The following is a 22,927-nucleotide window of genomic DNA, read 5'->3' as shown; positions in this document are numbered from 1 at the left end:
ACGTCCTCGCTGTGTTTGGTTGCCTGCAAGCATCACCCGAAGGCGACCTCACAGGTCTTTTTCAAAGGAACCTCATCCACCGAAGTGGACGGGGTATCAACTTCTGGCGTTGATTTTTGGCACGCTGTTGAGTTCTCAAGGAACGGACGCTTCCTTTGTACTCACCCTCAGTAACACTTACTGGGGCTTTCCTCCGGGCTTTCGTTCTGTTGTTCTTGCGTTTCCGACTCTATCAGACTCTTTCGTGTCCGATTTCCCTCGGCGCTTTCGAGGTTCTGCGCTTTCGCGCTTTCCCTTTCCGGCGATCCAAACTCTAGCAGTGGATTTCCGTCTCTCCGACCACCGTCCGTTTACCGAAAGGGCACGCGGAAAGTATGGAGATTGAGAGTTGCACTGCTGGAGGAGGAGTCCCGTCCATCGGTTGTTCGCGAGAAGTTCACACGACACGTCCTGGCGGGAGTCACGACAGTACAGGCCCCGTGGTGCCCAAGCAAATCGATTCACGCGTATGGTCTAGTCCACCGGTCTAGTCCACTAGTCTCCGTGCCGAAGGGTCAGCCCGGAGCGGGACCACATCGGGCGAACCCGAACATCCTGTGACATATCCTTCCGAGAGTACGCCGTTCGCGACAGGTAGTGACGGCGACACGAAGAAGCCCCACCCCTGGGAGGCCCCCATGACCAGCGTGACGTCCCCACTTGCCGGGCGTGCCATCGGACTCGCGGCAGTGCCCGATCCGGTGTTCTCCGGCGCGATGGTGGGACCGGGCACCGCTATTGATCCCGTGCGCGAGCCCTCGGAGGCGGTGGCGCCCGTGGACGGTGTGATCGTCTCTCTGCACCCGCACGCGTACGTGGTAGTCGACGGTGAGGGCCACGGTGTGCTCACGCACCTCGGGATCGACACCGTCCAGCTCAACGGCGAGGGCTTCGAGCTGCTCGTGAACAAGGGCGACACCGTCACGCGCGGCCAGACGGTCATCCGCTGGAACCCCGCCGCCGTCGAGGCCGCCGGCAAGTCCCCGGTCTGTCCGGTCGTGGCGCTCGAAGCGACCGCCGACTCCCTCTCCGACGTCGTCGAGTCGGGGGACGTCAAGGCCGACGACGTCCTTTTCGGCTGGCAGTGACGCGTCCGCCCGTACGGGCGAGTCGGACATCCACCGCGGCGGCAGGGCCCGCCGCTCAATCGGAGACGGGTGAAATGGAGACAACGCTGCGAGGCGTCGGCGTGAGCCACGGTGTGGCGATCGGCGAGGTTCGGCACATGGGCACGGCGGTTCTCGAACCGCCGGCCAGGCAGATCACCGCGGACGAGGCGGGACGCGAACAGGGGCGCGCCCGTCAGGCCGTGGAGGCTGTGTCCGCCGACCTGATCGCGCGCGGCCAGCTGGCCGGTGGAGAGGCTCAGCACGTGCTGGAGGCCCAGGCGATGATCGCCACGGACCCCGAGCTGATGGCGGACGTGGACCGGCGGATCGCCGTCGGCAGCACGGCCGAGCGCGGTATCTACGACGCGTTCGCCTCCTACCGCGACCTGCTCGCGGGGGCCGGCGAGTACATGGCCGGGCGGGTGGCCGACCTGGACGACGTGCGCAACCGCATCGTGGCGCGCCTGCTGGGCGTTCCGATGCCGGGCGTGCCGGACAGTGACGAGCCGTACGTGCTGATCGCCCGGGACCTGGCGCCCGCCGACACCGCTCTGCTCGACCCGGCGCTGGTCCTCGGTTTCGTGACCGAGGAGGGCGGCCCGACGAGCCACAGTGCGATCCTGGCGCGTGCGCTGGGCGTGCCGGCGATCGTGGCGCTGCCCGGTGCCGGTGAGATCGCCGAGGGCACGGTCATCGCGGTCGACGGCAGCACGGGTGACCTGTTCGTCGAGCCGACCGCGGAGAAGCGGGCCGAGCTGGAGGCCGCGGCCGCCGAGCGGAAGGCGGCGCTGGCCGCCTCCTCCGGTCCGGGCGCGACCTCGGACGGTCACAAGGTGCCGCTGCTGGCCAACGTCGGCGGTCCGGCGGACGTGCCGGCGGCCGTGGAGGCCGGTGCCGAGGGTGTGGGTCTGTTCCGCACGGAGTTCCTGTTCCTGGACGACAGCAAGAAGGCGCCGTCCGAGGAGAAGCAGATCGAGTCGTACCGAAAGGTGCTGGAGGCCTTCCCCGAGGGCCGTGTGGTGGTGCGGGTGCTGGACGCCGGCGCCGACAAGCCGCTGGACTTCCTGACGCCGGGCGACGAGCCGAACCCGGCCCTGGGCGTGCGCGGTCTGCGCACCCTGCTGGACCACCCGGACGTGCTGCGCACGCAGCTGACCGCGCTGGCCAAGGCGGCTGAGGGCCTTCCGGTGTACCTGGAGGTCATGGCCCCGATGGTGGCCGACCGGCTGGACGCCAAGGCCTTCGCCGACGCCTGCCGCGAGGCCGGTCTGCGGGCGAAGTTCGGTGCGATGGTGGAGATCCCCTCCGCCGCGCTGCGGGCGCGCTCGATCCTGCAGGAGGTCGAGTTCCTGTCGCTGGGTACGAACGACCTCGCGCAGTACGCCTTCGCCGCCGACCGTCAGGTGGGTGCGGTGTCTCGGCTCCAGGACCCGTGGCAGCCGGCGCTGCTCGACCTGATCTCCATGTCGGCCGAGGCCGCCAAGGCGGAGGGCAAGAGCTGTGGTGTCTGTGGTGAGGCCGCTTCGGACCCGCTGCTGGCCTGTGTGCTGACGGGTCTGGGTGTCACCTCCCTCTCCATGGGTGCCGCTTCGATTCCGTACGTGCGGGCGACGCTCGCCAAGTACACGCTCGCGCAGTGCGAGCGCGCGGCCGCGGCCGCGCGTGCGACGGACAGCGCGGATGAGGCCCGGGCGGCGGCCCAGGCGGTGCTGTCCGGCGAGTAGCCGTGGCGTGTGTGATCGATCGAGGGGCCTTCGCCGGTGGCGGGGGCCCCTCGGTCGTGTGCGGGGGCGGTCAGTGGTGGGGGTCGGGAAGGTCCACCTCGTAGCCCGGGCAGTATTCGACGCCCGGTTCGGGTGCCACGGGCTCGCCGGTGTCGGCGTCGGTGCAGTAGGCGTCGAAGACCGAGGCGGCGTTGAGGGCGATCAGGCGGCCCCGGTCGAGGCGCCAGCCGTGGACCCGGTCGCGGAAGCCCTCGGTGGTGCTGCGGAGCACCAGTCCCCCGGAGGCGCCGAGGGCGAGGCCGGCGGCGAGGACGGTCACGAATTCGAGGCCTTCCGGGCTTTCGATCCGGGGTGGGCCGCAGGGGTCGTCGGGTGCTTCGGCGTGGAGGACGGCGAGGAGCTGTTCGTCCGGGGCCGGGACGCTGCAGACGAGGTGGTGGTGGCCGGGGCCGGCCACGGCGAGGAGCCGCCGGAGGATTGCGGTGGCCCGTTCGAAGGAGGCGCGGCCGATGTCGGTGCCGCAGTCGGCGCATTCTCCGGCGCGGGCGAGGAGCATGCCCGCGTACTCCCTGGTCGCCTGCCGGAGGGACGCGTCGACGAGGAGGGGGACCAGTTCCTCGACGGGCTGGCCGGTGTAGGGCAGGCCTCCGGGGCCGCCCAGTCCGGCGGTGAAGCGGGTGCGGGCCGCGGCGGTGTCCGGGTCGAGGCCGTGTTCGGCGCAGTAGTCGGCGTACTCCTCGGGGTCGAAGAGGGCGACGGTGGTGTGGACGCCTTCGGCGGCGAGGGTGCGGAGCAGGGCGTCGACGTGGCGGAGGTAGTCGGCGTAGGCGTCGTGGTGGTCGAAGCAGAAGCTGCGGTAGTCGCGCATGGCCGCGAAGTCCCCGGGGTCGGCGAGGAGGCCGACGGTGCTGGGGACCTCGCGGCGCAGCGTGCCGTTGATGTCACGGGTGGTGCGCGAGGTGTCCGGTGTGCCCTTCATGGTTCCCCCTGAGTGGTGCGACAGCTTGCTCACTCAGAGTAATCGCGGGCACTGACAGTCACTTCCGGGTGCGGGCCAGCTCCTCGTAGAAGGCGAGCAGGTCCGGGTTGTCGACCGAGCCCGGGTTGACTGCCTTCTCCAGGGGGGTGCCCTGGAGGAGCCGCTTGACGGGGACCTCGATGCGCTTGCCGGTCAGGGTGTGCGGGACGGCCGGGACCTCGATGACCTCGTCGGGGACGTGGCGCGGGGAGAGCTGCTCCCGGATGGTGGCGGCGATCTTCTTGCGCAGCGCGTCGTCGAGGACGGCGCCGGGGGCGAGGTGGACGAAGAGCGGCATCCAGTAGCCGCCGTTCGGCTCCTCCAGGCCGATGACCAGGGACTCCTTGATCTCGGGGAGGCGTTCGACGGCCTCGTAGATGTCGGCCGAGCCCATCCGGACGCCCTGCCGGTTGAGGGTGGAGTCGGAACGGCCGTGGATGACCACCGAGCCGTGGTCGGTGATCGTGATCCAGTCCCCGTGGCGCCAGGCGCCGGGGAACATCTCGAAGTAGCTGTCGCGGTAGCGGCTGCCGTCGGGGTCGTTCCAGAAGTGGATCGGCATGGACGGCATGGGGGCCGTGACGACGAGTTCGCCGACCTCGCCGGTGAGCGGCTTGCCCGCGGGGTCCCACGCCTGGAGGTCCGTACCGAGGCAGGCCGCCTGGAGTTCGCCGATGTGGACCGAGAGGGTGGGGACGGCGCCGGCGAAGCAGCTGCACACGTCGGTGCCGCCGCTGACGGAGGCGATCCAGAGGTCCTCGGCCACTTCGTCGTGGAGCCAGCGGAAGCCGTCGGGCGGGAGCGGGGAGCCGGTGGTGGCGACGCACTTCACGGCGGAGAGGTCGAAGTCCCGGGAGGGGTGGACCTCGGCCTTGCGGCAGGCCATGACGTAGGCGGCGGAGGTGCCGTAGAGGGTGGCTCCGGTGCGTTCGGCGATCCGCCACTGGGCGCCGGTGTCGGGGTAGCCGGGGCTGCCGTCGTAGAGGACGACGGTGGTGCCCGTCAGCAGGCCGGAGACGAGGAAGTTCCACATCATCCAGCCGGTGGAGGTGAACCAGAAGAAGCGGTCCTCGGGGCCGAGGTCGCAGTGCAGGCCGAGCTGCTTGAGGTGCTCCAGGAGGATGCCGCCCTGGGACTGCACGATCGCCTTGGGGGCGCCGGTGGTGCCGGAGGAGTAGAGGATCCACAGCGGGTGGTCGAAGGGGACCGGCTCGAAGACGGGCTCGGTGTCGGCGGAGGTCAGCTCCGACCAGGGGCGGGTGCCCTCGGGGGCGGGGGTGCCGAGCAGCGGGATGTGGACGACGGCGCGCAGCGAGGGGAGCCCGTCGCGCAGTTCGGCGACGGTCTCGCGGCGGTCGTGCTCCTTGCCGCCGTAGCGGTAGCCGTCGACGGTGAACAGGACGACCGGCTCGACCTGCTCGAAGCGGTCGAGGACGCTGCGGGCGCCGAAGTCGGGGGCGCAGGAGGTCCAGACGCCGCCGACGGCGGCGGTGGCGAGGAGGGCGACGACGGCCTCGGGGATGTTGGGGAGGTAGCCGCTGACCCGGTCGCCGGGGCGGACGCCGAGGGCGCGCAGTTCGGCGGCGAGCGAGCCGACCTGGCGGCGCAGTTCCGCCCAGGTGACGGGCGTGGGTTCGTGGGTCTCGTCGACGTGGAGCAGGGCGGGGTCCGCGGCGCGGGCCGGGTCCTCGGCGGCGCGCAGGGCGTGCTCGGCGTAGTTGAGGGTGGATCCCGTGAACCAGCGGGCGCCGGGCATGGAGCGGTCCGCGAGGACGGACTCGTAGGGGGTGGTGAAGCGGACCTCGAACCACTCGGCGACGGCCTGCCAGAAGGTGTCGAGCTCGTCCACGGACCAGCGCTGCAGGGCCGGGTAGCCGCCGTCGGCGGGGGCGCCGAAGCGGTCCGCGGCCCAGGCCTGGAAGGCGGTGACGCGGGCCGCGGCGATCCGGTCGGGGCTCGGGGACCAGAGGGGTTCCGGCTGAGTGGCTGAGGTCATGGGTCGGCTCCCGGTCGAGTCTGTGGATCGCGCTTCGTGTGCGTACGGTGCCACCGCCGCGTGGGTGTGTGCGCGGCGGCTCACAGGGACCATGCCATGTGATCGACATCCGCACCAGAGCTGTCCCGGGCGGTCGGCTGTGATCGTTTTCCGGGTGAACGGAAGCTGAACGCACCCCGCGGGCCGGGAGGCCGGTGGCAGGGTGAGCGGCATGGACGGTCGTGATCTGGTGCGTGCGGTGAAAGAGATCGGTACGTCGCGCGGGCGGCGGGCCTGGCGCTCGGCCTGGAGCCATCGGCGGGCGGACGTCGAGGGGCTCCCGCGCCGCGGTGCGGAACGGGCGCGGGTGCCGGGACTGCTGGCGGGGACGCAGGCGCGGCCGGGCGGGGGCGTGCTGCGGTTCGCCCGTTCCGAGCTGCTGGTACGGGTGACCGTGGGCGGGGCCGTGTTCTGGGGCTGGGACGGGGCGGAGCCGACGCCCTCGTACGCCGTGGTGGGCGGCGGGCCGGAGCCCGATCCGCGGGCGGTGCTGGAGCCGGACACGGGCGGCGGCTGGCGGGTGGTGTCGGAGCGGGTGACGGTGGCGGTGTCCCGGCACGGGGCGGTGGAGGTGCGGACCCCGGGCGGGGCGGTGCTGCGGCGGGAGCTGCCGCCGCGCTGGTGGGATCCGGTGACGGGCCCCGCCGAGGGCGGGTCCCGGTGGCTGCAGCGGGCGGAGGTGCCGGCGGACGCGCGGTTCTTCGGGCTGGGCGGGCGGGCGCGGGGGCCGCGGCTGCGGGACGGGGAGTACCGGCTGTGGAACACGGACCCGAAGGGCGGGTTCGGGCCGGACACCGATCCGCTGTACATCACGATGCCGGTGCAGATGGTGGTCGCGGACGCCGGGACGCACCTGGCGTTCTACGACAACACCTGGGACGGGCGGGTGGCGCTGCGCGGCGGTGAGGAGGGGGCCGGTTCGGGCCCGGACCGGCCGGGGGCCGGCGAGCTGCGCATGGAGGGCGGCCCGGCGCGGTGCTGGGTGCTGGTGGGGACACCGGCGCGGGTGCTCCAGGGGTGGGCGGGCCTGACGGGCGCGGCGGCTGTGCCGCCCGAGTGGGCCCTGGGGTACCAGCACGCGCGCTGGGGGTTCGGGAGCGCGGCGGAGGTGCGGCGGGTGGTGGACGGGTACGCGGAGCGGGGGCTGGCGCTGTCGGCCGTGCACCTGGACATCGACCACTACGACGCGCACCGGGTGTTCACGGTGGACCGGGAGGCGTTCCCGGACCTGCCGGGGCTGGCGGCGGAGCTGGCGGAGCGGGGGGTGCGGCTGGTGTCGATCGTGGATCCGGCGGTGAAGGCGGGGGACGCGGTGCACGCCGCGGGGCTGGCGGTCGGTGACCACGGGGCGTTCGTGCGGGACGCGCGGGGGCGGGAGGTGCGGGGGGAGGTCTGGCCGGGCGAGTGCGCCTATCCGGACTTCACGGATCCGGCGGTGCGGGAGTGGTGGGGCGGGCTGTACGGGGAGCGGCTCGGTCAGGGCTTCGCCGGGTTCTGGCACGACATGAACGAGCCGGTCTCGTTCGCGCCGTGGGGGGACGCGACGCTGCCGCGGTCGGCCCGGCACGTGCTGGAGGGGGCGGGCGGGGACCACCGGGCCGGGCACAACGTGTACGGGCTGTCGATGGCGCGGGCCGGGTGGGAGGGTCTGGTGCGGCTGCGGCCGGCGGAACGGCCGTTCCTGTTCTCCCGGTCGGGGTGGGCGGGGATGCAGCGCTACGGGGGCACGTGGTCCGGAGACGTGGAGTCCGGCTGGGACGGGCTGCGGGCCTCGCTGGCGCTGGTGCTGGGCCTCGGGCTGTGCGGGGTGCCGTATTCGGGGCCCGACGTGGGCGGCTTCGGGGGGTCGCCGTCACCGGAGCTGTACCTGCGGTGGCTGCAACTGGGGGCGTACCTGCCGCTGTTCCGGACGCACTCGGCGATCTGGGCGGGCCGGCGCGAGCCGTGGGAGTTCGGGCCGGAGGTGGCGGAGCGGGCCGCGGAGGTGCTGGCGGAGCGGGAGCGGCTGCGGCCGTACTTCGTGACGCTGGCCCACCTGGCGCGGCGGACCGGGGCCCCGTACGTGCGGCCGTTGTGGTGGGGGTGCCCGGAGGACCGGGTGCTGCGGGACTGCGAGGACGCGTTCCTGCTGGGGGACGCGCTGCTGGTCGCGCCGGTCCTGGAGTGCGGGGCGGACCGGCGGGCGGTGCGGTTGCCGCGCGGGCGGTGGTACGACACCGCCACGGGGGCGGCGCACGAGGGGCCCGCGCAGGTGCTGCTGGACGCCCCGCCGGGGCGGACTCCGGTGCTGGCGCGGGCGGGGGCGGTGCTGCCGGTACGGCGCCGGGACGGGACGGTGGGGCTGGAGGCGTGGGCCCCGGCCCGGGGCCGGACGGGCGGCGGGGTGGTCATCCGGGACCCGGGCCCGGGGTTCGAGGCGGGCGAGGTCGAGCGGTACACCGTGCGGTGGGCCGGGGACGCGGTGGTGGTGGAGGACGAGGCGGGCGCGACGGTGCGCGGCGTCGAGCTGCGGGGGCTGTGAGGGGCGGCGGGCGGGCGGCGGGCGGGCGACGGGCCGTAGGGCGGGCGGTGCCGGAAACGGTATAGCGGCGCTATAGGCCGGCGGGACAGCCTGTGGGGCGGCGGCGGGCCTGCCGCCCCGATCGGACAGGGAGTCAGTGATGGTCTTAGCCGGCACCACGACGCGGCCCCGCGCAGCGAACCGACGCCTGCTGGGCGGGGTGCGCAGACGGGACCTGGCGCCGGGTGCGGAGGTGGTCGGTGCCTGGCAGCTGGTGACGGTGTGGGCGCTGCTCCTGGTCACCGGGCAGCCCTCGGGCGGGTCGTTCGCGGAGCTCGGGCTGACGGCGGTGACCGCCGTCGCGGCGGGGTTCCTGCACGGGCTGCTGTTCGTCAAACCCCTTGCGGTGCTGGGCCGTTGGACGGCCCGGCTGAGCGCGTGGCCGGAGCCGGTCGCGGTCGCGGTCCTGGTGGCCGCGCTGTCGGTGCCGCCCGCCCTGCTCGTCCACCGGTGGCTCGGGACCCGGCCGGAGGCCCTGCCGGGCTTCGGGCACGTCTGGGCCTGGACGGCGCTGAGCGCGGTGCTCCCGCTGCTGGCGGGGGCGTACCTGCGCGCGCGGCCCGTTCCGGCGCGGGCGCTGTGGGCGCGGGGTGCGGTCGTCGCCTGCACGGTGGTGGGCGTGGTGACGCTGGCGTCACTGGTGATGGACCTGCCCGTGTAGGACCCCTGCGCGCCGGCCGCGCGGCGGGTGGATGCGGTGGCCGGCCGGACGCGACGCGGCCTAGGTGTATTGACCCGCGAACCAGGCGGCCGCCGCCCGGGTGTGGAGCGGGAAGGCCAGTTCGGCCGGTGCGCGCAGGACGTGCCAGCCCGTCGTCTCGTCGGTGGCGGCCGAGGGCGGCAGGGCGGACGTCGGGCGGGGCGGCAGGAGGCCGAAGACGAGCAGGTGGCCGGCCGGGGAGCTGAGGACGTCGGCCAGGGCGACCTCGCCGGCCGGGGCCTCGATGCCGGTCTCCTCGCGGAGTTCGCGGACGACCGCCTCCCGCCAGTCCTCGCCGAAGTCCACGAACCCGCCGGGCAGGGCGACGCCGCCGAGGGCGGGTTCGATGGTGCGGGTGATGACCACCAGGCCGGTGCCGGAGGCGTCCTCGACGGGGAGCAGGGCGATCGCGACCGGGAGCGGGTTGCGGTAGGTGACGGCGCCGCAGGCGGCGCACGTCCGGGGCCAGGACGCGGTGTCGAACAGGGCTCCGCAGGTGGAGCAGTGCGAGTCCTTCAGCTGTGCCGGCATGCGGCGATGGTATTCCAATGGGCATGAGGATGCTGGTGGTCGCCGCGGTGCTGGCCGGGCTGGCGGTGCCCGCGGGCGCGGAGGGCCGGCTCGCGGGGTTCGTGGCGTTGCGGGACGTGGATCCGGGCATCGGCGAGGACATGCGGTACGCGGGCCCGCGGAACTTCACGGGTGCGGTCGTGGACGGTTACGCGGAGCCGGTGTGCCTGCTGGCCCGGCCGGCCGCCGAGGCCCTGCGCCGGGCGCAGCGGGAACTGCTGCGCGGCGGGTACGCGTTGAAGGTGTACGACTGCTACCGGCCGCAGCGGGCGGTGGACCGGTTCGTGCGCTGGGCCGGGGAGCCGGACGACCCGACGGCGAAGGCGGAGTACTACCCGGAGGTGGACAAGGGCCGGCTGATCCCGGAGGGGTACATCGCGGCGAAGTCGGCGCACAGCCGCGGGAGTACGGTCGACGTGACGCTGGTCGCGCTGCCCGCCCGCCGGGAGGTGGACATGGGGACGTCCTTCGACTTCTTCGGTCCGGCCTCGCACACGGACTCCCCGGAGGTCACGGCGGCGGCGCGGGCGAACCGGCGGCTGCTGGAGCGGGTGCTGGGGGCACAGGGGTTCGTGAACCTGCCCGAGGAGTGGTGGCACTTCACGCTGCGGCCCGAGGTCTTCCCGGACACGGCATTCGACGTTCCGGTGTCTGTCGCCGCCGGGCGGCCCTGAGTAGCGTGCCCGTATGACCTTCGGATCGTACGAGGAATTCTGGCCGTACTACGTCGCCATGCACTCCCGGGCCGCCACGCGGTGGGTACACCTCTGCGGGACGCTGTCCGGGCTGGCGCTGACCGTGTACGGGGTGGCGCGCGGGCGCCGGCGGTACCTGGCCGCACTGCCCGTGATCGGGTACGGGGCCGCGTGGCCCGCGCACTTCCTGATCGAGGGGAACAACCCGGCCACCTTCGGGCATCCGGCCTGGTCACTGCGGGGGGACGCGCAGATGATCCGGATGATGCTGGCCGGGCGGGACGCGGAGCTGGACATGATCGCGCGGAAGTGGCTCGCCGAGAACCGGTGACCCCCGGCGCCCGCCGTGGCAGACTTCTGACGCTTCGTCAGATGACGCTGTCCGGGAGGGGTCTTGGAACGCACACGCACACCCGTCGTGCAGGGGTGGTTCACGGAGGCGGACGCGGAGGGCGGCTTCCGCCTGCTCGGCACCCGGTGCTCCGCCTGCACCGCGGTGTTCTTCCCGCGCGAGGACGCCCACTGCCGCAATCCGCACTGTCCCGGCGGGGGCGAGCTCGCCGAGGTCCCGCTGTCCCCGCGCGGCCGGGTCTGGTCCTACACCGACGGCCGCTACCGGCCGCCCGCACCGTACGTGTCCGATCCGGCCGTGCCCTGGGAGCCGTACACCCTCGTCGCGGTGGAGCTGGAGGCCGAGGGGATGGTCGTGCTCGGACAAGGAGCCCCCGGGGTGACGGTGGCGGACCTGGAGGTCGGCATGGAGGTCGAGGTGGTGGGCGGCGTCCTGCACGAGGACTCCGCGACCACCTGGCTGACCTGGCAGTTCAAGCCGGTGGGAGGGGCCTCGTGAGCGGGGACCGGGCGGGCGCGGACGGGCCGGGCGGGGCTCCGGTGCGGGGCGAGGTGGCCGTCCTGGGGGCCGGCATGCACCCCTGGGGCAAGTGGGGGCGCGGCTTCGTGGAGTACGGACGGGCCGCCGCCCGTACCGCGCTCGCCGACGCCGGGCTGGAGTGGACCGACGTCGATTCCGTCGTCGGGGCCGACACCGTGCGCTCCGGTTACCCGGGCTACGTCGCCGGGGCCACCTTCGCGCGGGCCCTCGGCTGGCAGGGCGCCCGGGTGACCAGCGTGTACGCGGCCTGCGCCTCGGGGGCCCAGGCCATCGGGGCGGCACGGGCGCAGATCCTGGCGGGGCTGGCGGACGTGGTGCTGGTGGTGGGCGCCGACGCGGCCCCGAAGGGCTTCTTCGCCCCGGCCGGCGGCGAGCGGCCCGACGACCCGGACTGGCTGCGGTTCCGGGTCCTGGGGGCCGTGAACCCGGCGTACTTCGCGCTCTACGCCCGCCGCCGCATGGCCCTGTACGGGGACACCGGTGAGGACTTCGCGCAGGTCAAGGTGAAGAACGCGGCCGCGGGGGCGCTCAACCCCAACGCCCGCTACCGCAAGGCGGTGACCGCCGAGGAGGTGGCGGCCTCGGCGGTGGTGGCCGATCCGCTGCGGCTGCTGGACATCTGCGCCACCTCGGACGGGGGCGCCGCCCTGGTGCTGAGCAGCATGGAGTTCGCGCGGGCGCGGGGGGCGGCGGACCCGGTGCGGATCCGGGCGGTGTCCACGGTGACGCCCACGTATCCGCGTACCGTGCTGGACCTGCCGGACATCGCGACCGACTCGGCGGTGGCGGTGGCGCCCGCCGCCGGCTCCTTCCGGTCGTCGATCGCGCGCGCCGCCTACGAGGAGGCGGGGCTGGGGCCGGGCGACCTGTCGCTGGCCGAGGTGTACGACCTGTCGACCGCGCTCGAACTGGACTGGTACGAGGACATCGGCCTGTGCGGCGAGGGCGAAGCGGTCAAGCTCCTGCGGGAGGGGGCGACCGCGCTCGGCGGGCGGGTGCCGGTCAACCCGAGCGGCGGGCTGTCCTCCTTCGGGGAGGCGGTGCCGGCGCAGGCCATCGCCCAGGTGTGCGAGCTCACGTGGCAGCTGCGGGGTACGGCCGGGGCGCGGCAGGTGCCGGGAGCGCGGGCCGGGATCACCGCGAACCAGGGGCTGTTCGGCCACGGCTCGGCCGTCGTGGCGGTGCGCTGAGGGGGCGGCGGGGGCCGTGAACTGGGTGTGTTGTCGGGGTGCTTGACGGCCCCCGGCGGCGGGTTCACACTCTGTCCACGGTCCCGCGCCGCGAGCGGGATCCCCGGATCCCCCCATGAGAGCTGCGGCCCGTACCCCAGTCGGCGGGGGTACGGGCCGCCTCCATGACGCGCGGACGCGTCCGGAGGGAGCTCGGGCCCCGAGCCCGAGCCGGGACGCTCAGGCCCAGGACCCTCAGGCCCCGGCGCTCAGGCTCCTGCGGCGGGACCGGGCCAGGGACATGGCGTGTTCGACGACGCCCACGAGGACGTCCTTGACCGATTCCCGGTCCCTGGCGTCGCAGAGCAGGACCGGCACCTCCGGATCGAGGTCGAGCGCCTCGCGGACGGTCACGACGGGATGGCGCTCGGCGCCGTCGAAGCAGTTGACCGCGACGACGAAGGGGATCCCGCGCCGCTCGAAGTAGTCGATGGCGGCGAAGCAGTCGGCGAGGCGGCGGGTGTCCGCCAGCACCACCGAGCCGAGGGAGCCCTGCGCCAGCTCGTCCCACAGGAACCAGAAGCGGTCCTGGCCCGGCGTGCCGAAGAGGTAGAGCACCAGGTCCTCGCGCAGGGTGATGCGGCCGAAGTCCATGGCCACGGTGGTGGTGCTCTTCCCCTCCACCCCGTCGATGTCGTCGACGGCGGCGCCCGGTTCGGACAGGCGTTCCTCCGTCCGCAGCGGACGGATCTCGCTCACAGCACTGACCAGGGTGGTCTTGCCCACCCCGAAACCGCCCGCGACCAGGATCTTCAGGGTCAGCGGCTCGACCGGCGACACGGCATGCATCGCGCCGGTGCGGCTAGAGCGCCCGAAGGCCATCGATCACCTCACGCAGAATGGATTCATCAGGCAGTTCGGCCGGGGGCACCGGCCTGGTCACGTGGACCAGTTCGTCGTGGACGAGGTCGCCGATCAGGACCCGCACCACGCCGATGGCGAGGTCCAGGTCCGCGGCGAGTTCCGCCACCGACTGGGGGCGTTCCCGGCACAGCCCGAGGATGTGGGCGTGCTCCGGGGACAGGGTCAGGTCCCAGACCGGATCGTCGGCCGCCGCTTCCGCGACGACGAGGGCGATCAGGTCCAGGCGGTGCTGCCCGGCGTGGCTGGTCCGGCCACGCGTCATGGCGTAGGGGCGTACGACGGGACCCGCGTCGTCGTCGAACCAGTGCGGGTGGCCGGTGTCGGGCTGGGTCCCCCGGGGATCGCCGGGTCGGTCCTGGCCTGGGTCGCTCATTCCGTCCGACTCACCCTCCGGCTGGCAGCCCGGTGCGCGGGGCGGTCGCCAGGTGGTCGCCGACGCGCTTGACCATCAGCGTCATCTCGTACGCGACCTGGCCGACGTCGGAGTCGGCGTCGGACAGGACGGCCAGGCAGCTGCCGTCGCCCGCCGCCATGACGAAGAGGAAGGCCTCGTCCAGCTCCACCACGGTCTGGCGGACCCGGCCGGACTCGAAGTGCCGGCCGACGCCCTTGGCCAGGCTGTGGAAGCCGGAGGCCACGGCGGCCAGGTGTTCGCTGTCCTCGCGGGTGATGTCCTTGGAGCTCCCGGTGGGCAGGCCGTCGCCGGAGAGGACGACCGCCTTGCGGATGCTGCCGACCTTGTCGACGAGTTCGTCGAGGAGCCAGTTGAGCGGGCCGGAGCCGCGGCCCCGGGTGTCGTTTCCGGTCTGCGGTGCGGTCATCGACCGTCCCCTTCGTTCTCGTGCGCGGGACCGCTGGCGGCGGGGGTGCCGGCCTCGGTCTCGGACTGCTGCTGTGCGTACTGTTCGCGGCCCGCCGTCCAGCCGCGCTGGAGGGCGGACATGCGCCGGCGCACGGCCTCCGCGTCGCGGTCGGTCACCGGGTCGGCGTCGGTCCCGGCCTCGGCGGGGGCCGGGCCGTTCTTGAGCTGGGGTGCGAGGTTCGCCTGGCGCACCCGGCGGGGCAGCCCGCCGGGGCCGGACGCGGGCGCCGACGGGGACGTACGCGGCTGCGCGCCCTCGTCGGCACCGGACGGCGGGCCGGCCGTGGCCGGGGGCCGGGAACCGGCGGTCGCCGGGCGGGGCTCGACGCGGCGGCCGTGCTCCGCGACCAGGGTCGGGGTGGGGTGCCGCCGGGGCAGCGGGACCGCCGCGCCCGTACGGGGGCCGTCCGGACGCACCGGTTCCTGGTGGGGGCGCTCCAGGCGGACCGGGCCCGTGGGGGGCAGCGGCTCCCGTTCGCGTCCGGTGGCACGGGTGCGGGTGCGGCCGGACTCCGCCTCGGTGTCCCGGCTCCGGTCCCGGTGGCGGTCCGCGCCGCGGTCGCCGATCCGGTCGCCCTTCCAGGCGCCGCGTTCGGGGTGCCGGTCGCTGTGGGGGCGGTCCGCGGCGCGCAGCCCCAGCAGGGCGGTGCGCGAGATGCCGCCGGGCGGGGTCTCGTCGTCGAGGGAGGCCATGGGCGGGCGCCCGCCGACACCGGTGAGGCCCGGGATGCCGGGGGTGAGCTCGTCGAGGCCGTCCGGCCCGTCGAGGCCGAGCGCCCCGAGCGGCGCCTCCAGTTCGACCGGTCCGTTGAGCACGCCGGCGGGCAGCGGGCGGCCCGGCGCGGACGCGCGCTCGACGGCGGCGTGCACCGGCCGGTCGGACGGCTTGGGGGCGGGGGCGGCCTTGACTCCCTTGGCGCCCTGGCCGCTCAGGAGGCCCGGGGCGGCCTTGGCGCCCTTGACGCCGTCGAGGCGGATGCCGGTGCCGTTGGTGTCCGGGGCCTCGGTGAGGAGCTCGGCGGGCAGGAAGACCACCGCGGTGGTGCCTCCGTAGGGGCTGGTCTGGAGGACGACCTTGACGGCGTGGCGGCGGGCGAGGCGGCTGACGACGAAGAGGCCGAGGCGGTCGGTGTCGGACAGCTCGAACTCGGGGGTCTCCGCGAGCCGGAGGTTCGCGTCCAGGAGCGCCTCGGGGTTCATGCCGAGGCCGCGGTCGTGGATCTCCAGGGTGAAGCCGTTCGCGACCCGCTCGCCGTGGACCTGGACCGCCGTGTGCGGGGGCGAGAACACCGTGGCGTTCTCCAGGAGTTCGGCGATCAGGTGGGTGACGTCCGCGACGGCGGGGCCCTCGATGCCCAGGCGCGGCAGTCGGCGGACCTCGATGCGTTCGTAGTCCTCCACCTCGGCGACGGCGGCCCGTACGACGTCCATCAGCTGGACGGGCTTGCGCCACTGGCGGGAGGGGGCGGCGCCGGAGAGGATCACCAGGCCTTCGGCGTGGCGTCGCATGCGGGTGGTCATGTGGTCGAGGCGGAAGAGGTCGGCGAGTTCCTCGGTGTCCTCGGTGCGCCGTTCCATGGTGTCGAGGAGGGTCAGCTGGCGGTGCAGGAGCACCTGGTTGCGGCGGGCGAGGTTCACGAACACCTCGGAAACGCCGCGGCGCAGCTCGGCCTGCTTGACGGCCGCCTCGACGGCGGCGCGCTGGAGGCTGTTGAGGGCCAGGCCGACCTGGCCGACCTCGTCCTTCTCGAATTCGAGGCGGGGCGCCTCGGTTTCCACGTCGACGGTCTCGCCGGCGGCGAGGCGGCGCATCACGCTGGGAAGCCGGACGCCGGAGGCCTCGTGGGCGTCCTTGCGCAGCTGCGAGAGGTCGCGGATGAGGTCGCGGCCGATGCGGACGGACAGGACGACGGAGACGGCGAGGGCGATGAAGCCGAGGACGCCCGCGACGGCGGCCTGGACGAGGACTTCGATCGCGACCGGCTTGACGCGCTTCTGGTAGCGGTCGCCCGCGGCGGTGCCCATGGTGGCGAGGTCGTCGAGGACCTTGCCCGCGGCCTCGTCCCACTGGGCGGCGGTGACGGCGCGGGGGTTCTTGCCGGCGCCGGTGGCGATGAACCGTTCCTCCGCGTCGCGCAGGGCCTTGGTCTCCGGGCCCTTCCAGTAGCGCTCGAAGAGCACGCGGTCCTCGGCCGGGAGGATCGCGAGGTTGAACTCGTAGAGCAGGCCGCGGTTGGCGGCGAGGTCGGAGACGTGCCGGACGTCGGTTGCGCTGACGTTGCGGGCGGCGAGGGACGCGGCGATCACCGCGTCCTCGCGCGCGAGGGTCTCGCGGGCGCGCGTGATGCCGACGAGGGCGCGGCCCTGCTTGTCCATCTCGACGTTCTCCAGGGCGTGGAGGTTCATCAGGAACTCGTAGCAGGGGTCGACCAGCCGGCTGTAGAGCTCCAGGGCCTGGCCGGGGGCGAGGGAGCTGCGGTCGACGGAGCTGCGCAGCGCGGCGATGCCGTGGAAGGCGTCGAGGATGGAGCGCAGCCGGGCGCGGGCCTGCGGGGTGAGCTCGTCGGCGACCTTGGGGTCGCGGGCGCTCGCGGTGATCTCGCGGACCATGGCGTCGGTGGCGGCGCGGCTCTTGGTGAGTTCGGCGGTCGCGGCGGCGGCGGTGGGGTCGCCGATCACGACCAGGGTCTGGCGGCGTTCCTTCTGGATGACGCGGACGACGTCCTCGATCGGGTAGCCGACCTTGTCGATGACGTACGCGACGTCGAGGAGCTGGATCGCCTCCCGGCCGGTGATGACCGTGGAGAAGCCCCACAGGGCGGTCAGGGAGACGAGCGGCACCAAGAGCAACGCCACGATCTTCCGGCGGATGGACTTCCCGCGAAAGCGCATGGCCTCCCCAGCCTCCCCCAGCTCAACCCCCTTGCCGGAGGTCGGTGTTCCGTCATTTAAACGGCGTGAGCCTACTACTGCCGGGGCGCGCCTTCGAAGGCGTGTCCGGACGTTTTCGGTCTGACCCCTGGACGATGATCACGAGTTGTCCGATACTTCCGGTCAAGTCCGGCCCGATATGTGGCAGATGACACTCGCTGGGGCCTCGGTTCCCGCAATCGGATGGATGGCTGGAATTCTTCCTTCCGCGATCATTGTGGAGAGTGCGGACGTCCGGGTTCCGGGAATCTCCGGGCGGTCCCGCACGTCTGACAGGACGAGGGCGCGGACGGGCACGGCGGGCATGGGCGGCCGCGGGGCGGGAAGTGAGCGGACCATGAGGATGTACGAAGAGGACGGCGCGGCGGCGCGGATGCCGGGGCGGGGGCTGTGGGTGGAGGAGCCGGCCCGCCGGCGCCGCATGCCGGACCCGGTACGGGCGTCCGCGGTGCGGGCGCTGCTGATCGTGGCGGTGACCCTGACCGAGGCCACGATCACCTTCTTCCTCGCGGTGACGGGCTCCTGGCTGGCCTTCCCGATGGTGATCTGCGGGATAGCCGGGACGGTCGTGGCCACCTGGGCGGTGCTGGACGTGTGGATCACCCGGCAGATGTGGAACCAGCGCGGCGGCGTGGTGTCCGAGCCGAGCAGCGCGGCCCGGGAGCGGACGCGGGCACCGGGACTCCCCGGCCGGGGCGTGGGCGACCCGCGCGGGGCGGCCCCCCGGCCCCGGTAGCCACGGCGGGCGCGCCCACCGGCCCGCCGCCGGGGGGCGGGCCGGGCGGGGCCGGGCCGACCGTCCGGCGGCCGCGCGGGAAGCAGCGGCCGCGCGGGAACCGACGGCCTCTCGGAAAGCGGCGGCCTCTCAGGAACCGGCGGTCGAGCGGCGGAACATGCGGGTCGCGGTGATCTCGCCGTGGATGGTCTCGCCGTCCGGGGACCGCTGCGGCAGGCCGGGCCGCAGGTGCTCCTCGACGCTGATGTACTTCAGGCCCGCCCGCAGGTCGGCGTCGTTGCGCAGCCGGATGACCAGCGGGAACTCGGCGAGGGCCGTGGTGTCGAAGAGGCCCGTCGTGTAGAGCAGCTGGACGCCGAGCGCGTCGGAGACGGCCCGCTGGAGTTCCAGGAGGTAGGTCGCGTTCGCGCGCCCGATCGGGTTGTCCAGGAACAGCGTGCCCGCGTGGCGGTGCTTGTCGCGGCCGCGGTCGTTGCTGCGCAGCGCCGCCATGGTGCAGTACAGCGCGATGGCGGCGGTCAGCAGCTGGCCGCCGGAGAAGACGTCGCCCATCTGGCCGACCGGGACCCGCTCGGCGCGCAGCACCGCGTCCGGCTTGAGGATCTCCACGGCGATGCCCTTGGGTTCGAGGGCCGCCTGGACGCCGCGCAGCAGCAGGGACATGCCGTCGCGGCGGTCGCCCTCGCCGAAGGAGGCGGTGCTGTTCTTCTTGACGGCGGCGCGGGTGGCCTCGTCGATGACCTCGCCCAGCCGCTCGGTGAGCGTGGCCTGGTCGGGCTCCTCGAAGCGGATCCGCAGGAACTCCTGGCCCGACCACTCCCCCAGGCCCTCCGGCAGCTGGGAGAGGCGCTGCGCGGACCGCAGGGTGGCCAGGGCCGATTCGACGAGGCCGCGGAGCCGGTCGACGATGCTGTCGCGGTTGCGCTCCAGCTGGGCGAGCTCGTCGGTCAGGACGCGCAGCCGGGGCGCGAAGGCCGCGGCCCAGGCGGCGGCGTGCTCGGGCAGGGCGGAGGCGGGCAGTTCGCGGATCTGCTGGCGGGCGGGGGTGCGCACCTGCTCGTAGCGGGTGGCGTTGGCGTGCCGGACCAGCACGTCGCTCGCCTCGCGCACCGCGGACTCGGCGGCCGAGAGGTCGGCCGCGCAGCCGCGCAGGGAGCGGCGGGCGTCGGCGGCGGACTGCCGGGCCTCCTCCAGGCTGCCCGGGTGCGGCACCGGCTCCTGCTCGTCCTCCGGGTGGCTGTGGTCGCGCAGCAGGTCCCGCAGGAGGGCCGCGGTCTCGTCGAAGCCCCCGGCGCCGTCCTCGGCCGCGCGGTGGGCGCGCAGCAGGTCGGCGTGGGCGGCGCGGGCGCTCTCCACGGCGGCGGAGTGCGCGGCGAGCTGGGCGGTGGCGGTGCGCAGCAGGCCCTGGGCCTGTTCCACGTCGGCCGGGACCAGCTCCTCGGGGAGTTCGGTGTGGGCCCCGCCGTCGGCCGGGGCGTGCCGTTCGGCCTCGCCGCGCAGCCGGCCGAGCTGCTCGCTCGCGGTGGACGCCCGGGATTCCAGCATCTGTACGAGGGATTCGGCGCGGGCCGCCGCGGCCTGCCGGGAGGGGCCGTCGGCGCCGTCGGTGCCTTCGAGGAGCTGGGCGGCGCGGGTGCGGACCTTGTTGGTGAGGCGGTCGAGTTCGGCGAGGGCGGCGCTCTCGTCGCTCTCGGCGCGGGCCTGTTCGGCGCGCAGGTCGGCGCCGACGCCGACCTTCTCGTAGAGCCGGGAGGCGGCCCGGTAGGCCTCGCGCAGGTCGGGGAGCGGGGCGCGCGGGGCGTCCTCGGCGGGCAGCTGGTCGGGGGCCCCGGCGATCTCGGCGCGTTCGGCGCGCAGGGCGCGGGCGGTGCGGCGGGCGTCGTCGGCGGCGCGCTGGGCGGCCCGGCGGTCCTCGTCCGCGGCGCGGGCCCGGTCCAGGCAGGCCTCGGCGCGGGCCTCCGACTCGGCGGCCTCCTCGGCGAGTTCGCGGGCCTTCGTCTGCCAGCCGGAGCGCTCGCGCAGTCGGTGGGCCAGGCCGGAGAGGGCGTCGGCGGCACGTCGGGCGCGCTGGGCGGTGTCCTGGCGCTCGTCGCGGACCCGGGCCGCGTCGGCGGCGGCCTCGTCGGCCTCGGCGCGTACCGTACGGGCCTCCGCGAGCTCGGCGTCGGCCTCCTCGGCGAAGGTCCGGGCGGCGGCGGCGTGTTCGGCGAGCCGGTCCAGGCGGCCGGGCGGGCAGCCGGTGCGCCAGGAGGCGAGCCGGGCGGCGAGCTCGCGGTCGCCGGAGAGGCGGGCGGCGAGGTCCCGGATCTCGGTGTCGCGGGCCGTGGCGCGGGCGCGGAGCGCCTGGCGCTCCTCGTCGGCGGCGTGCTCGTCGTGCATGGCCGGGTTCGGCGGGACGAGGAACACCCCCGAGTCGGCGCCGGGGTCCCCGGCCGGCGGCACGGGGGCCAGCAGCGCGGCGGCGGTGCCGACGGCGACGGTGGAGCGGGGCAGCAGCGCGGCGGCGGAGAGGACCTCGCGGGCACGGCTGTGGGTGTCGGGGTCGGTGATCACGACGCCGTCGACGAGTTCGGGGCGGGCGGCGAGGACGGCGGCGTGGTCGGCCGGGTCCACGGACTGGGCGAGGTAGCGCCAGCCGGGTAGGGCCGGGATGCCGTGTTCGCCGAGGTACTCGACGGTGGCGAGGACGTCGGGGCCGGGCGGCAGCAGGCCGCCGTCGCCGAGGGCGCCGAGGATGCGGGCGTCGTCGGCGGCGGCGGTGCGCAGCTCGAACAGCTGGCGTTCGGCGGAGCCGACGGTGTCGGCGAGCAGCCGGACCAGCTCGTCGGAGCCCCGGTCGAGGTCGGCGACGGTGAGGCCTGCTGCGGCGGTGGAGGATCCGGAGGCGGAGGCGGGGCCCGACCGGTCCGTGACCACCACGGTGCCCGGGCTCGCGGCGTCCGCGCCGGCGGTCTGGCCGGCGCCGGCCGCGGTGGCCGCCCCGGCCGGTGCGCCGGGGCCCGCGGAGCCGGGCTGCGCGCCCCCGCGCGGGCGCGGGAGGAAGGTGTCGGGGGCCGACGGGAGGCCCAGCAGCTCCGCCAGGCGGGGCGCGGCGGCCAGCGAGGCGGCCGCGCGTTCCTCGGCCGCGTGGGCGGCTTCGGCGACCTCCGCGGCGTCGGCGGCGCGGGCTGCGGTGAGCTCGGCGCGGGATTCGGCGGCGGTGGCCTCGCGGGCGGCGTCGCTGGCGGCACGGGCGGCGTCGCGGGACTCCTCCCAGGCGGCGACGGCGGCCTTCTCGGCGTCGCTGGCGGCGAGCGCGGCGCGGGCCGGGTCGGCGTCGGGCGCGGTGTCGTCGAGCCAGCCGGCCTTCACGGCCTCGGCGGTCTCCTGCGCGACCTCGGCGAGGCGGGTGCGCAGGTGTTCGGCCTCGCTGCGGGCGCGCTGGGCGGCGGTGGCGGCGGAGGTGGCGTCGCGGTGGGCGGTCTCGCCGATGTCCTGGAGCCCGGCGGAGCGCTCCTCCTCCTCGTTCGCGGCCCGCTCGCCCTGCTCGGCGGCGGTGTGCAGGGCCCGTACCAGCTCGGCGGCGGCCGTGGCGCGCGCGGCCAGGGCCGGGGCGGCGTCCCGCTCGGCCTCCAGGATCGCGGCGGCGACCCGGGCGGAGCGGTCGGCGGCGGCGCGGTGGCGCAGCACGGTCTCGGCGGCCTGCCAGGCGGAGTGCAGGGTGCGGGCTTCGAGGAGCTCGCGGCGCTGGGCGGCGGCGGCCTTGTCGGCCACGGTCAGGGCCAGCGAGGCGTGGCGGTAGGCGAGTTCGGCGGAGACCGCGGCGCTGCGGGTGCGCTGCGCCTCCGCGGCGGTGACCTCGTGGGCGGCGCCGGTGACCCGCTGGGCGAGGTCGGCCGCGCGGCCGCGTTCCGCTCCGGCGCGGGCGGACAGCCGCCGGGCGAGGGTGCGCGTACGGCGTTCGGCGCCGGCGTGGACGTCGCGCAGCCGGGAGCGGGTCTCGGCGGCCTCGACGATGCGGGTGAGGAGGTCCACCGAGCCCGCGGTGAAGTCGCGTTCGGCCATCAGCTCGGCGCGGCGGCCCAGCTTGTTGCCGAAGCCGTGGACCAGGTCGGCGAGGCCGTCGGTGTCGCGGGTGTCGGTGACGGCGCGCAGCAGCAGGTCGGTGAAGTCGGAGTCCTTCTTGACCGCGAACAGGCCCGCGGCCTCGCCCTCGTCGGCGTTCATCTCGCGCTGGTAGCGGAAGAGTTCGGGGTCGAGGCCGAGTTCGGTGAGGTGCTCGTTCCAGCGGTCGTGGATCTCCTCGAAGTACACCTCCAGGTGCGGGTACGCCTTCCCGGCCTCGGTGAGGGCGTCGCGGAAGCCCTTCATCGTGCGGCGCCGGCCCTGGGCGCCGGAGGCTCCCTCGACGGGCGGGCGTACTGCGGTGGCCTCGGCGACGGGGAGGTTGTCCAGGCTCAGACCCGGACCGGGGCGGAAGGAGTACCAGGCCTCGGCGAACTTGCGGGGGTCGTTGGAGACCTGCCGGCCGCGCCATTCGCTGACCTTGCCGACGACCACGCACTCGCCGGTCTGGGTGTGCTGCCACTCCAGGGCCACGTGTCCGCAGTCGTCGGCGAGCAGGAACTTGCGCAGCACGCCGGAGCTGGCGCCGCCGAGGGTGTTGCGGTGGCCGGGGAGCATCACCGAGAAGATCAGCTTGAGCAGGACGGACTTGCCGCCGCCGTTCTCCAGGAAGAGCACGCCGGCGGGCGCGGGGCGGCGCGGCGGCCCGGTGGGCTCCTCCTCGAAGAACTCCGCCTGGGCGGGCGCCGGGTGGGGCACCGGCTCACCGACTCCCCGCAGGTCGAGCACGGTGTCGGCGTAGCGTGCGCCGGCGGGCCCGATGGAGTAGAGGCGGATCCGGGACAGCTCGTACATGGCGGCGGACTCTCGTGCTCTGTCGTGGGTCGTGTGCGTGGGGGGGCGTACGGGATCGGGTGCG

17 protein-coding genes are annotated in these 22,927 nt (G+C 74.5%); 9 read left to right on the top strand and 8 right to left on the bottom strand.

The features are described from left to right. Window positions 1-677: 677 nt before the first annotated feature. Both OG295_RS29100 and ptsP read left to right on the top strand, forming a co-directional pair. Window positions 678-1,127, top strand: a complete 450-nt coding sequence (locus OG295_RS29100) for a PTS glucose transporter subunit IIA (protein ID WP_371679575.1) — start codon at window positions 678-680, stop codon at window positions 1,125-1,127. Window positions 1,128-1,201: 74 nt separating this feature from the next. After that, a complete protein-coding gene (ptsP, locus tag OG295_RS29095; protein WP_371679574.1) occupies window positions 1,202-2,872 on the top strand; it encodes a phosphoenolpyruvate--protein phosphotransferase in 1,671 nt (556 codons plus the stop codon). Between the two features lie 70 nt (window positions 2,873-2,942). On the opposite strand, the gene OG295_RS29090 is transcribed toward ptsP, so the two are convergent. After that, window positions 2,943-3,851, bottom strand: a complete 909-nt coding sequence (locus tag OG295_RS29090) for a hypothetical protein (protein ID WP_371679573.1) — start codon at window positions 3,849-3,851, stop codon at window positions 2,943-2,945. A gap of 58 nt (window positions 3,852-3,909) precedes the next feature. Beyond that, complete coding sequence (locus OG295_RS29085) at window positions 3,910-5,886, bottom strand: acetoacetate--CoA ligase (protein ID WP_371679572.1); 1,977 nt, start codon at window positions 5,884-5,886, stop codon at window positions 3,910-3,912. Between the two features lie 211 nt (window positions 5,887-6,097). Here OG295_RS29085 and OG295_RS29080 point away from each other — a divergent pair, with 211 nt between their 5' ends. Together OG295_RS29080 and OG295_RS29075 are read left to right on the top strand one after the other, a co-directional pair. Continuing rightward, complete coding sequence (locus OG295_RS29080; protein WP_371679571.1) at window positions 6,098-8,446, top strand: TIM-barrel domain-containing protein; 2,349 nt, start codon at window positions 6,098-6,100, stop codon at window positions 8,444-8,446. Window positions 8,447-8,585: 139 nt separating this feature from the next. Continuing rightward, window positions 8,586-9,146: a hypothetical protein gene (locus OG295_RS29075; RefSeq protein WP_371679570.1), complete on the top strand. Its 561-nt coding sequence runs from the start codon at window positions 8,586-8,588 to the stop codon at window positions 9,144-9,146. A gap of 60 nt (window positions 9,147-9,206) precedes the next feature. Here OG295_RS29075 and OG295_RS29070 read toward each other — a convergent pair whose 3' ends face one another. Then, a complete protein-coding gene (locus tag OG295_RS29070) occupies window positions 9,207-9,716 on the bottom strand; it encodes an NUDIX domain-containing protein (RefSeq protein WP_371679569.1) in 510 nt (169 codons plus the stop codon). A 17-nt stretch (window positions 9,717-9,733) separates the two neighbouring features. Here OG295_RS29070 and OG295_RS29065 point away from each other — a divergent pair, with 17 nt between their 5' ends. From OG295_RS29065 to OG295_RS29050, 4 genes are all read left to right on the top strand, one after another. Further along, entirely contained in the window at window positions 9,734-10,429 is a 696-nt protein-coding gene (locus OG295_RS29065; RefSeq protein WP_371679568.1) for a M15 family metallopeptidase, read from the top strand. A gap of 13 nt (window positions 10,430-10,442) precedes the next feature. Beyond that, complete coding sequence (locus OG295_RS29060) at window positions 10,443-10,781, top strand: DUF962 domain-containing protein (protein ID WP_266837690.1); 339 nt, start codon at window positions 10,443-10,445, stop codon at window positions 10,779-10,781. A 63-nt stretch (window positions 10,782-10,844) separates the two neighbouring features. Beyond that, window positions 10,845-11,300: a Zn-ribbon domain-containing OB-fold protein gene (locus tag OG295_RS29055; protein ID WP_371679567.1), complete on the top strand. Its 456-nt coding sequence runs from the start codon at window positions 10,845-10,847 to the stop codon at window positions 11,298-11,300. A gap of 41 nt (window positions 11,301-11,341) precedes the next feature. Next, window positions 11,342-12,532: a lipid-transfer protein gene (locus tag OG295_RS29050; protein WP_371681344.1), complete on the top strand. Its 1,191-nt coding sequence runs from the start codon at window positions 11,342-11,344 to the stop codon at window positions 12,530-12,532. A 234-nt stretch (window positions 12,533-12,766) separates the two neighbouring features. Here OG295_RS29050 and OG295_RS29045 read toward each other — a convergent pair whose 3' ends face one another. The 4 genes from OG295_RS29045 to OG295_RS29030 are packed head-to-tail and all read right to left on the bottom strand — an operon-like array spanning window position 12,767 to window position 17,189. Further along, window positions 12,767-13,393 (bottom strand): ATP/GTP-binding protein, encoded by a 627-nt coding sequence (locus tag OG295_RS29045; protein ID WP_266837694.1) that lies wholly within the window; start codon window positions 13,391-13,393, stop codon window positions 12,767-12,769. Beyond that, entirely contained in the window at window positions 13,374-13,808 is a 435-nt protein-coding gene (locus OG295_RS29040; protein ID WP_371679566.1) for a DUF742 domain-containing protein, read from the bottom strand. The genes OG295_RS29045 and OG295_RS29040 overlap by 20 nt, the downstream gene beginning before the upstream one ends. Before the next feature lie 10 nt (window positions 13,809-13,818). Continuing rightward, window positions 13,819-14,256 carry a roadblock/LC7 domain-containing protein gene (locus tag OG295_RS29035; protein ID WP_266837698.1) on the bottom strand — a complete coding sequence of 146 codons (438 nt, stop codon included), beginning with the start codon at window positions 14,254-14,256 and terminating at the stop codon, window positions 13,819-13,821. Then, a complete protein-coding gene (locus tag OG295_RS29030) occupies window positions 14,253-17,189 on the bottom strand; it encodes a nitrate- and nitrite sensing domain-containing protein (protein WP_371679565.1) in 2,937 nt (978 codons plus the stop codon). The genes OG295_RS29035 and OG295_RS29030 overlap by 4 nt, the downstream gene beginning before the upstream one ends. A gap of 376 nt (window positions 17,190-17,565) precedes the next feature. Here OG295_RS29030 and OG295_RS29025 point away from each other — a divergent pair, with 376 nt between their 5' ends. Further along, a complete protein-coding gene (locus tag OG295_RS29025) occupies window positions 17,566-17,964 on the top strand; it encodes a hypothetical protein (RefSeq protein ID WP_371679564.1) in 399 nt (132 codons plus the stop codon). 129 nt (window positions 17,965-18,093) lie between these two features. Here the strand turns inward: OG295_RS29025 and OG295_RS29020 are convergent, their stop codons facing one another. Then, on the bottom strand, window positions 18,094-22,863 hold the full coding sequence (locus tag OG295_RS29020; protein ID WP_371679563.1) for a hypothetical protein: 4,770 nt from the start codon (window positions 22,861-22,863) through the stop codon (window positions 18,094-18,096). Window positions 22,864-22,927: the final 64 nt, after the last annotated feature.

Source organism: Streptomyces sp. NBC_01276, from assembly GCF_041435355.1.
Lineage (GTDB): Bacteria > Actinomycetota > Actinomycetes > Streptomycetales > Streptomycetaceae > Streptomyces.
Note: the sequence above shows the minus strand (reverse complement) of the source record. Positions and strands in the feature narration are given on the sequence as shown.

What these genes read in the sequence shown, in the direction of transcription:
- OG295_RS29100 (WP_371679575.1), top strand. Translation starts at nt 678, where the DNA reads ATGACCAGCGTGACGTCCCCACTTGCCGGGCGTGCCATCGGACTCGCG.
- ptsP (WP_371679574.1), top strand. Translation starts at nt 1,202, where the DNA reads ATGGAGACAACGCTGCGAGGCGTCGGCGTGAGCCACGGTGTGGCGATC.
- OG295_RS29090 (WP_371679573.1), bottom strand. Translation starts at nt 3,851, where the DNA reads ATGAAGGGCACACCGGACACCTCGCGCACCACCCGTGACATCAACGGC.
- OG295_RS29085 (WP_371679572.1), bottom strand. Translation starts at nt 5,886, where the DNA reads ATGACCTCAGCCACTCAGCCGGAACCCCTCTGGTCCCCGAGCCCCGAC.
- OG295_RS29080 (WP_371679571.1), top strand. Translation starts at nt 6,098, where the DNA reads ATGGACGGTCGTGATCTGGTGCGTGCGGTGAAAGAGATCGGTACGTCG.
- OG295_RS29075 (WP_371679570.1), top strand. Translation starts at nt 8,586, where the DNA reads ATGGTCTTAGCCGGCACCACGACGCGGCCCCGCGCAGCGAACCGACGC.
- OG295_RS29070 (WP_371679569.1), bottom strand. Translation starts at nt 9,716, where the DNA reads ATGCCGGCACAGCTGAAGGACTCGCACTGCTCCACCTGCGGAGCCCTG.
- OG295_RS29065 (WP_371679568.1), top strand. Translation starts at nt 9,734, where the DNA reads ATGGGCATGAGGATGCTGGTGGTCGCCGCGGTGCTGGCCGGGCTGGCG.
- OG295_RS29060 (WP_266837690.1), top strand. Translation starts at nt 10,443, where the DNA reads ATGACCTTCGGATCGTACGAGGAATTCTGGCCGTACTACGTCGCCATG.
- OG295_RS29045 (WP_266837694.1), bottom strand. Translation starts at nt 13,393, where the DNA reads ATGGCCTTCGGGCGCTCTAGCCGCACCGGCGCGATGCATGCCGTGTCG.
- OG295_RS29040 (WP_371679566.1), bottom strand. Translation starts at nt 13,808, where the DNA reads ATGAGCGACCCAGGCCAGGACCGACCCGGCGATCCCCGGGGGACCCAG.
- OG295_RS29035 (WP_266837698.1), bottom strand. Translation starts at nt 14,256, where the DNA reads ATGACCGCACCGCAGACCGGAAACGACACCCGGGGCCGCGGCTCCGGC.
- OG295_RS29030 (WP_371679565.1), bottom strand. Translation starts at nt 17,189, where the DNA reads ATGCGCTTTCGCGGGAAGTCCATCCGCCGGAAGATCGTGGCGTTGCTC.
- OG295_RS29025 (WP_371679564.1), top strand. Translation starts at nt 17,566, where the DNA reads ATGAGGATGTACGAAGAGGACGGCGCGGCGGCGCGGATGCCGGGGCGG.
- OG295_RS29020 (WP_371679563.1), bottom strand. Translation starts at nt 22,863, where the DNA reads ATGTACGAGCTGTCCCGGATCCGCCTCTACTCCATCGGGCCCGCCGGC.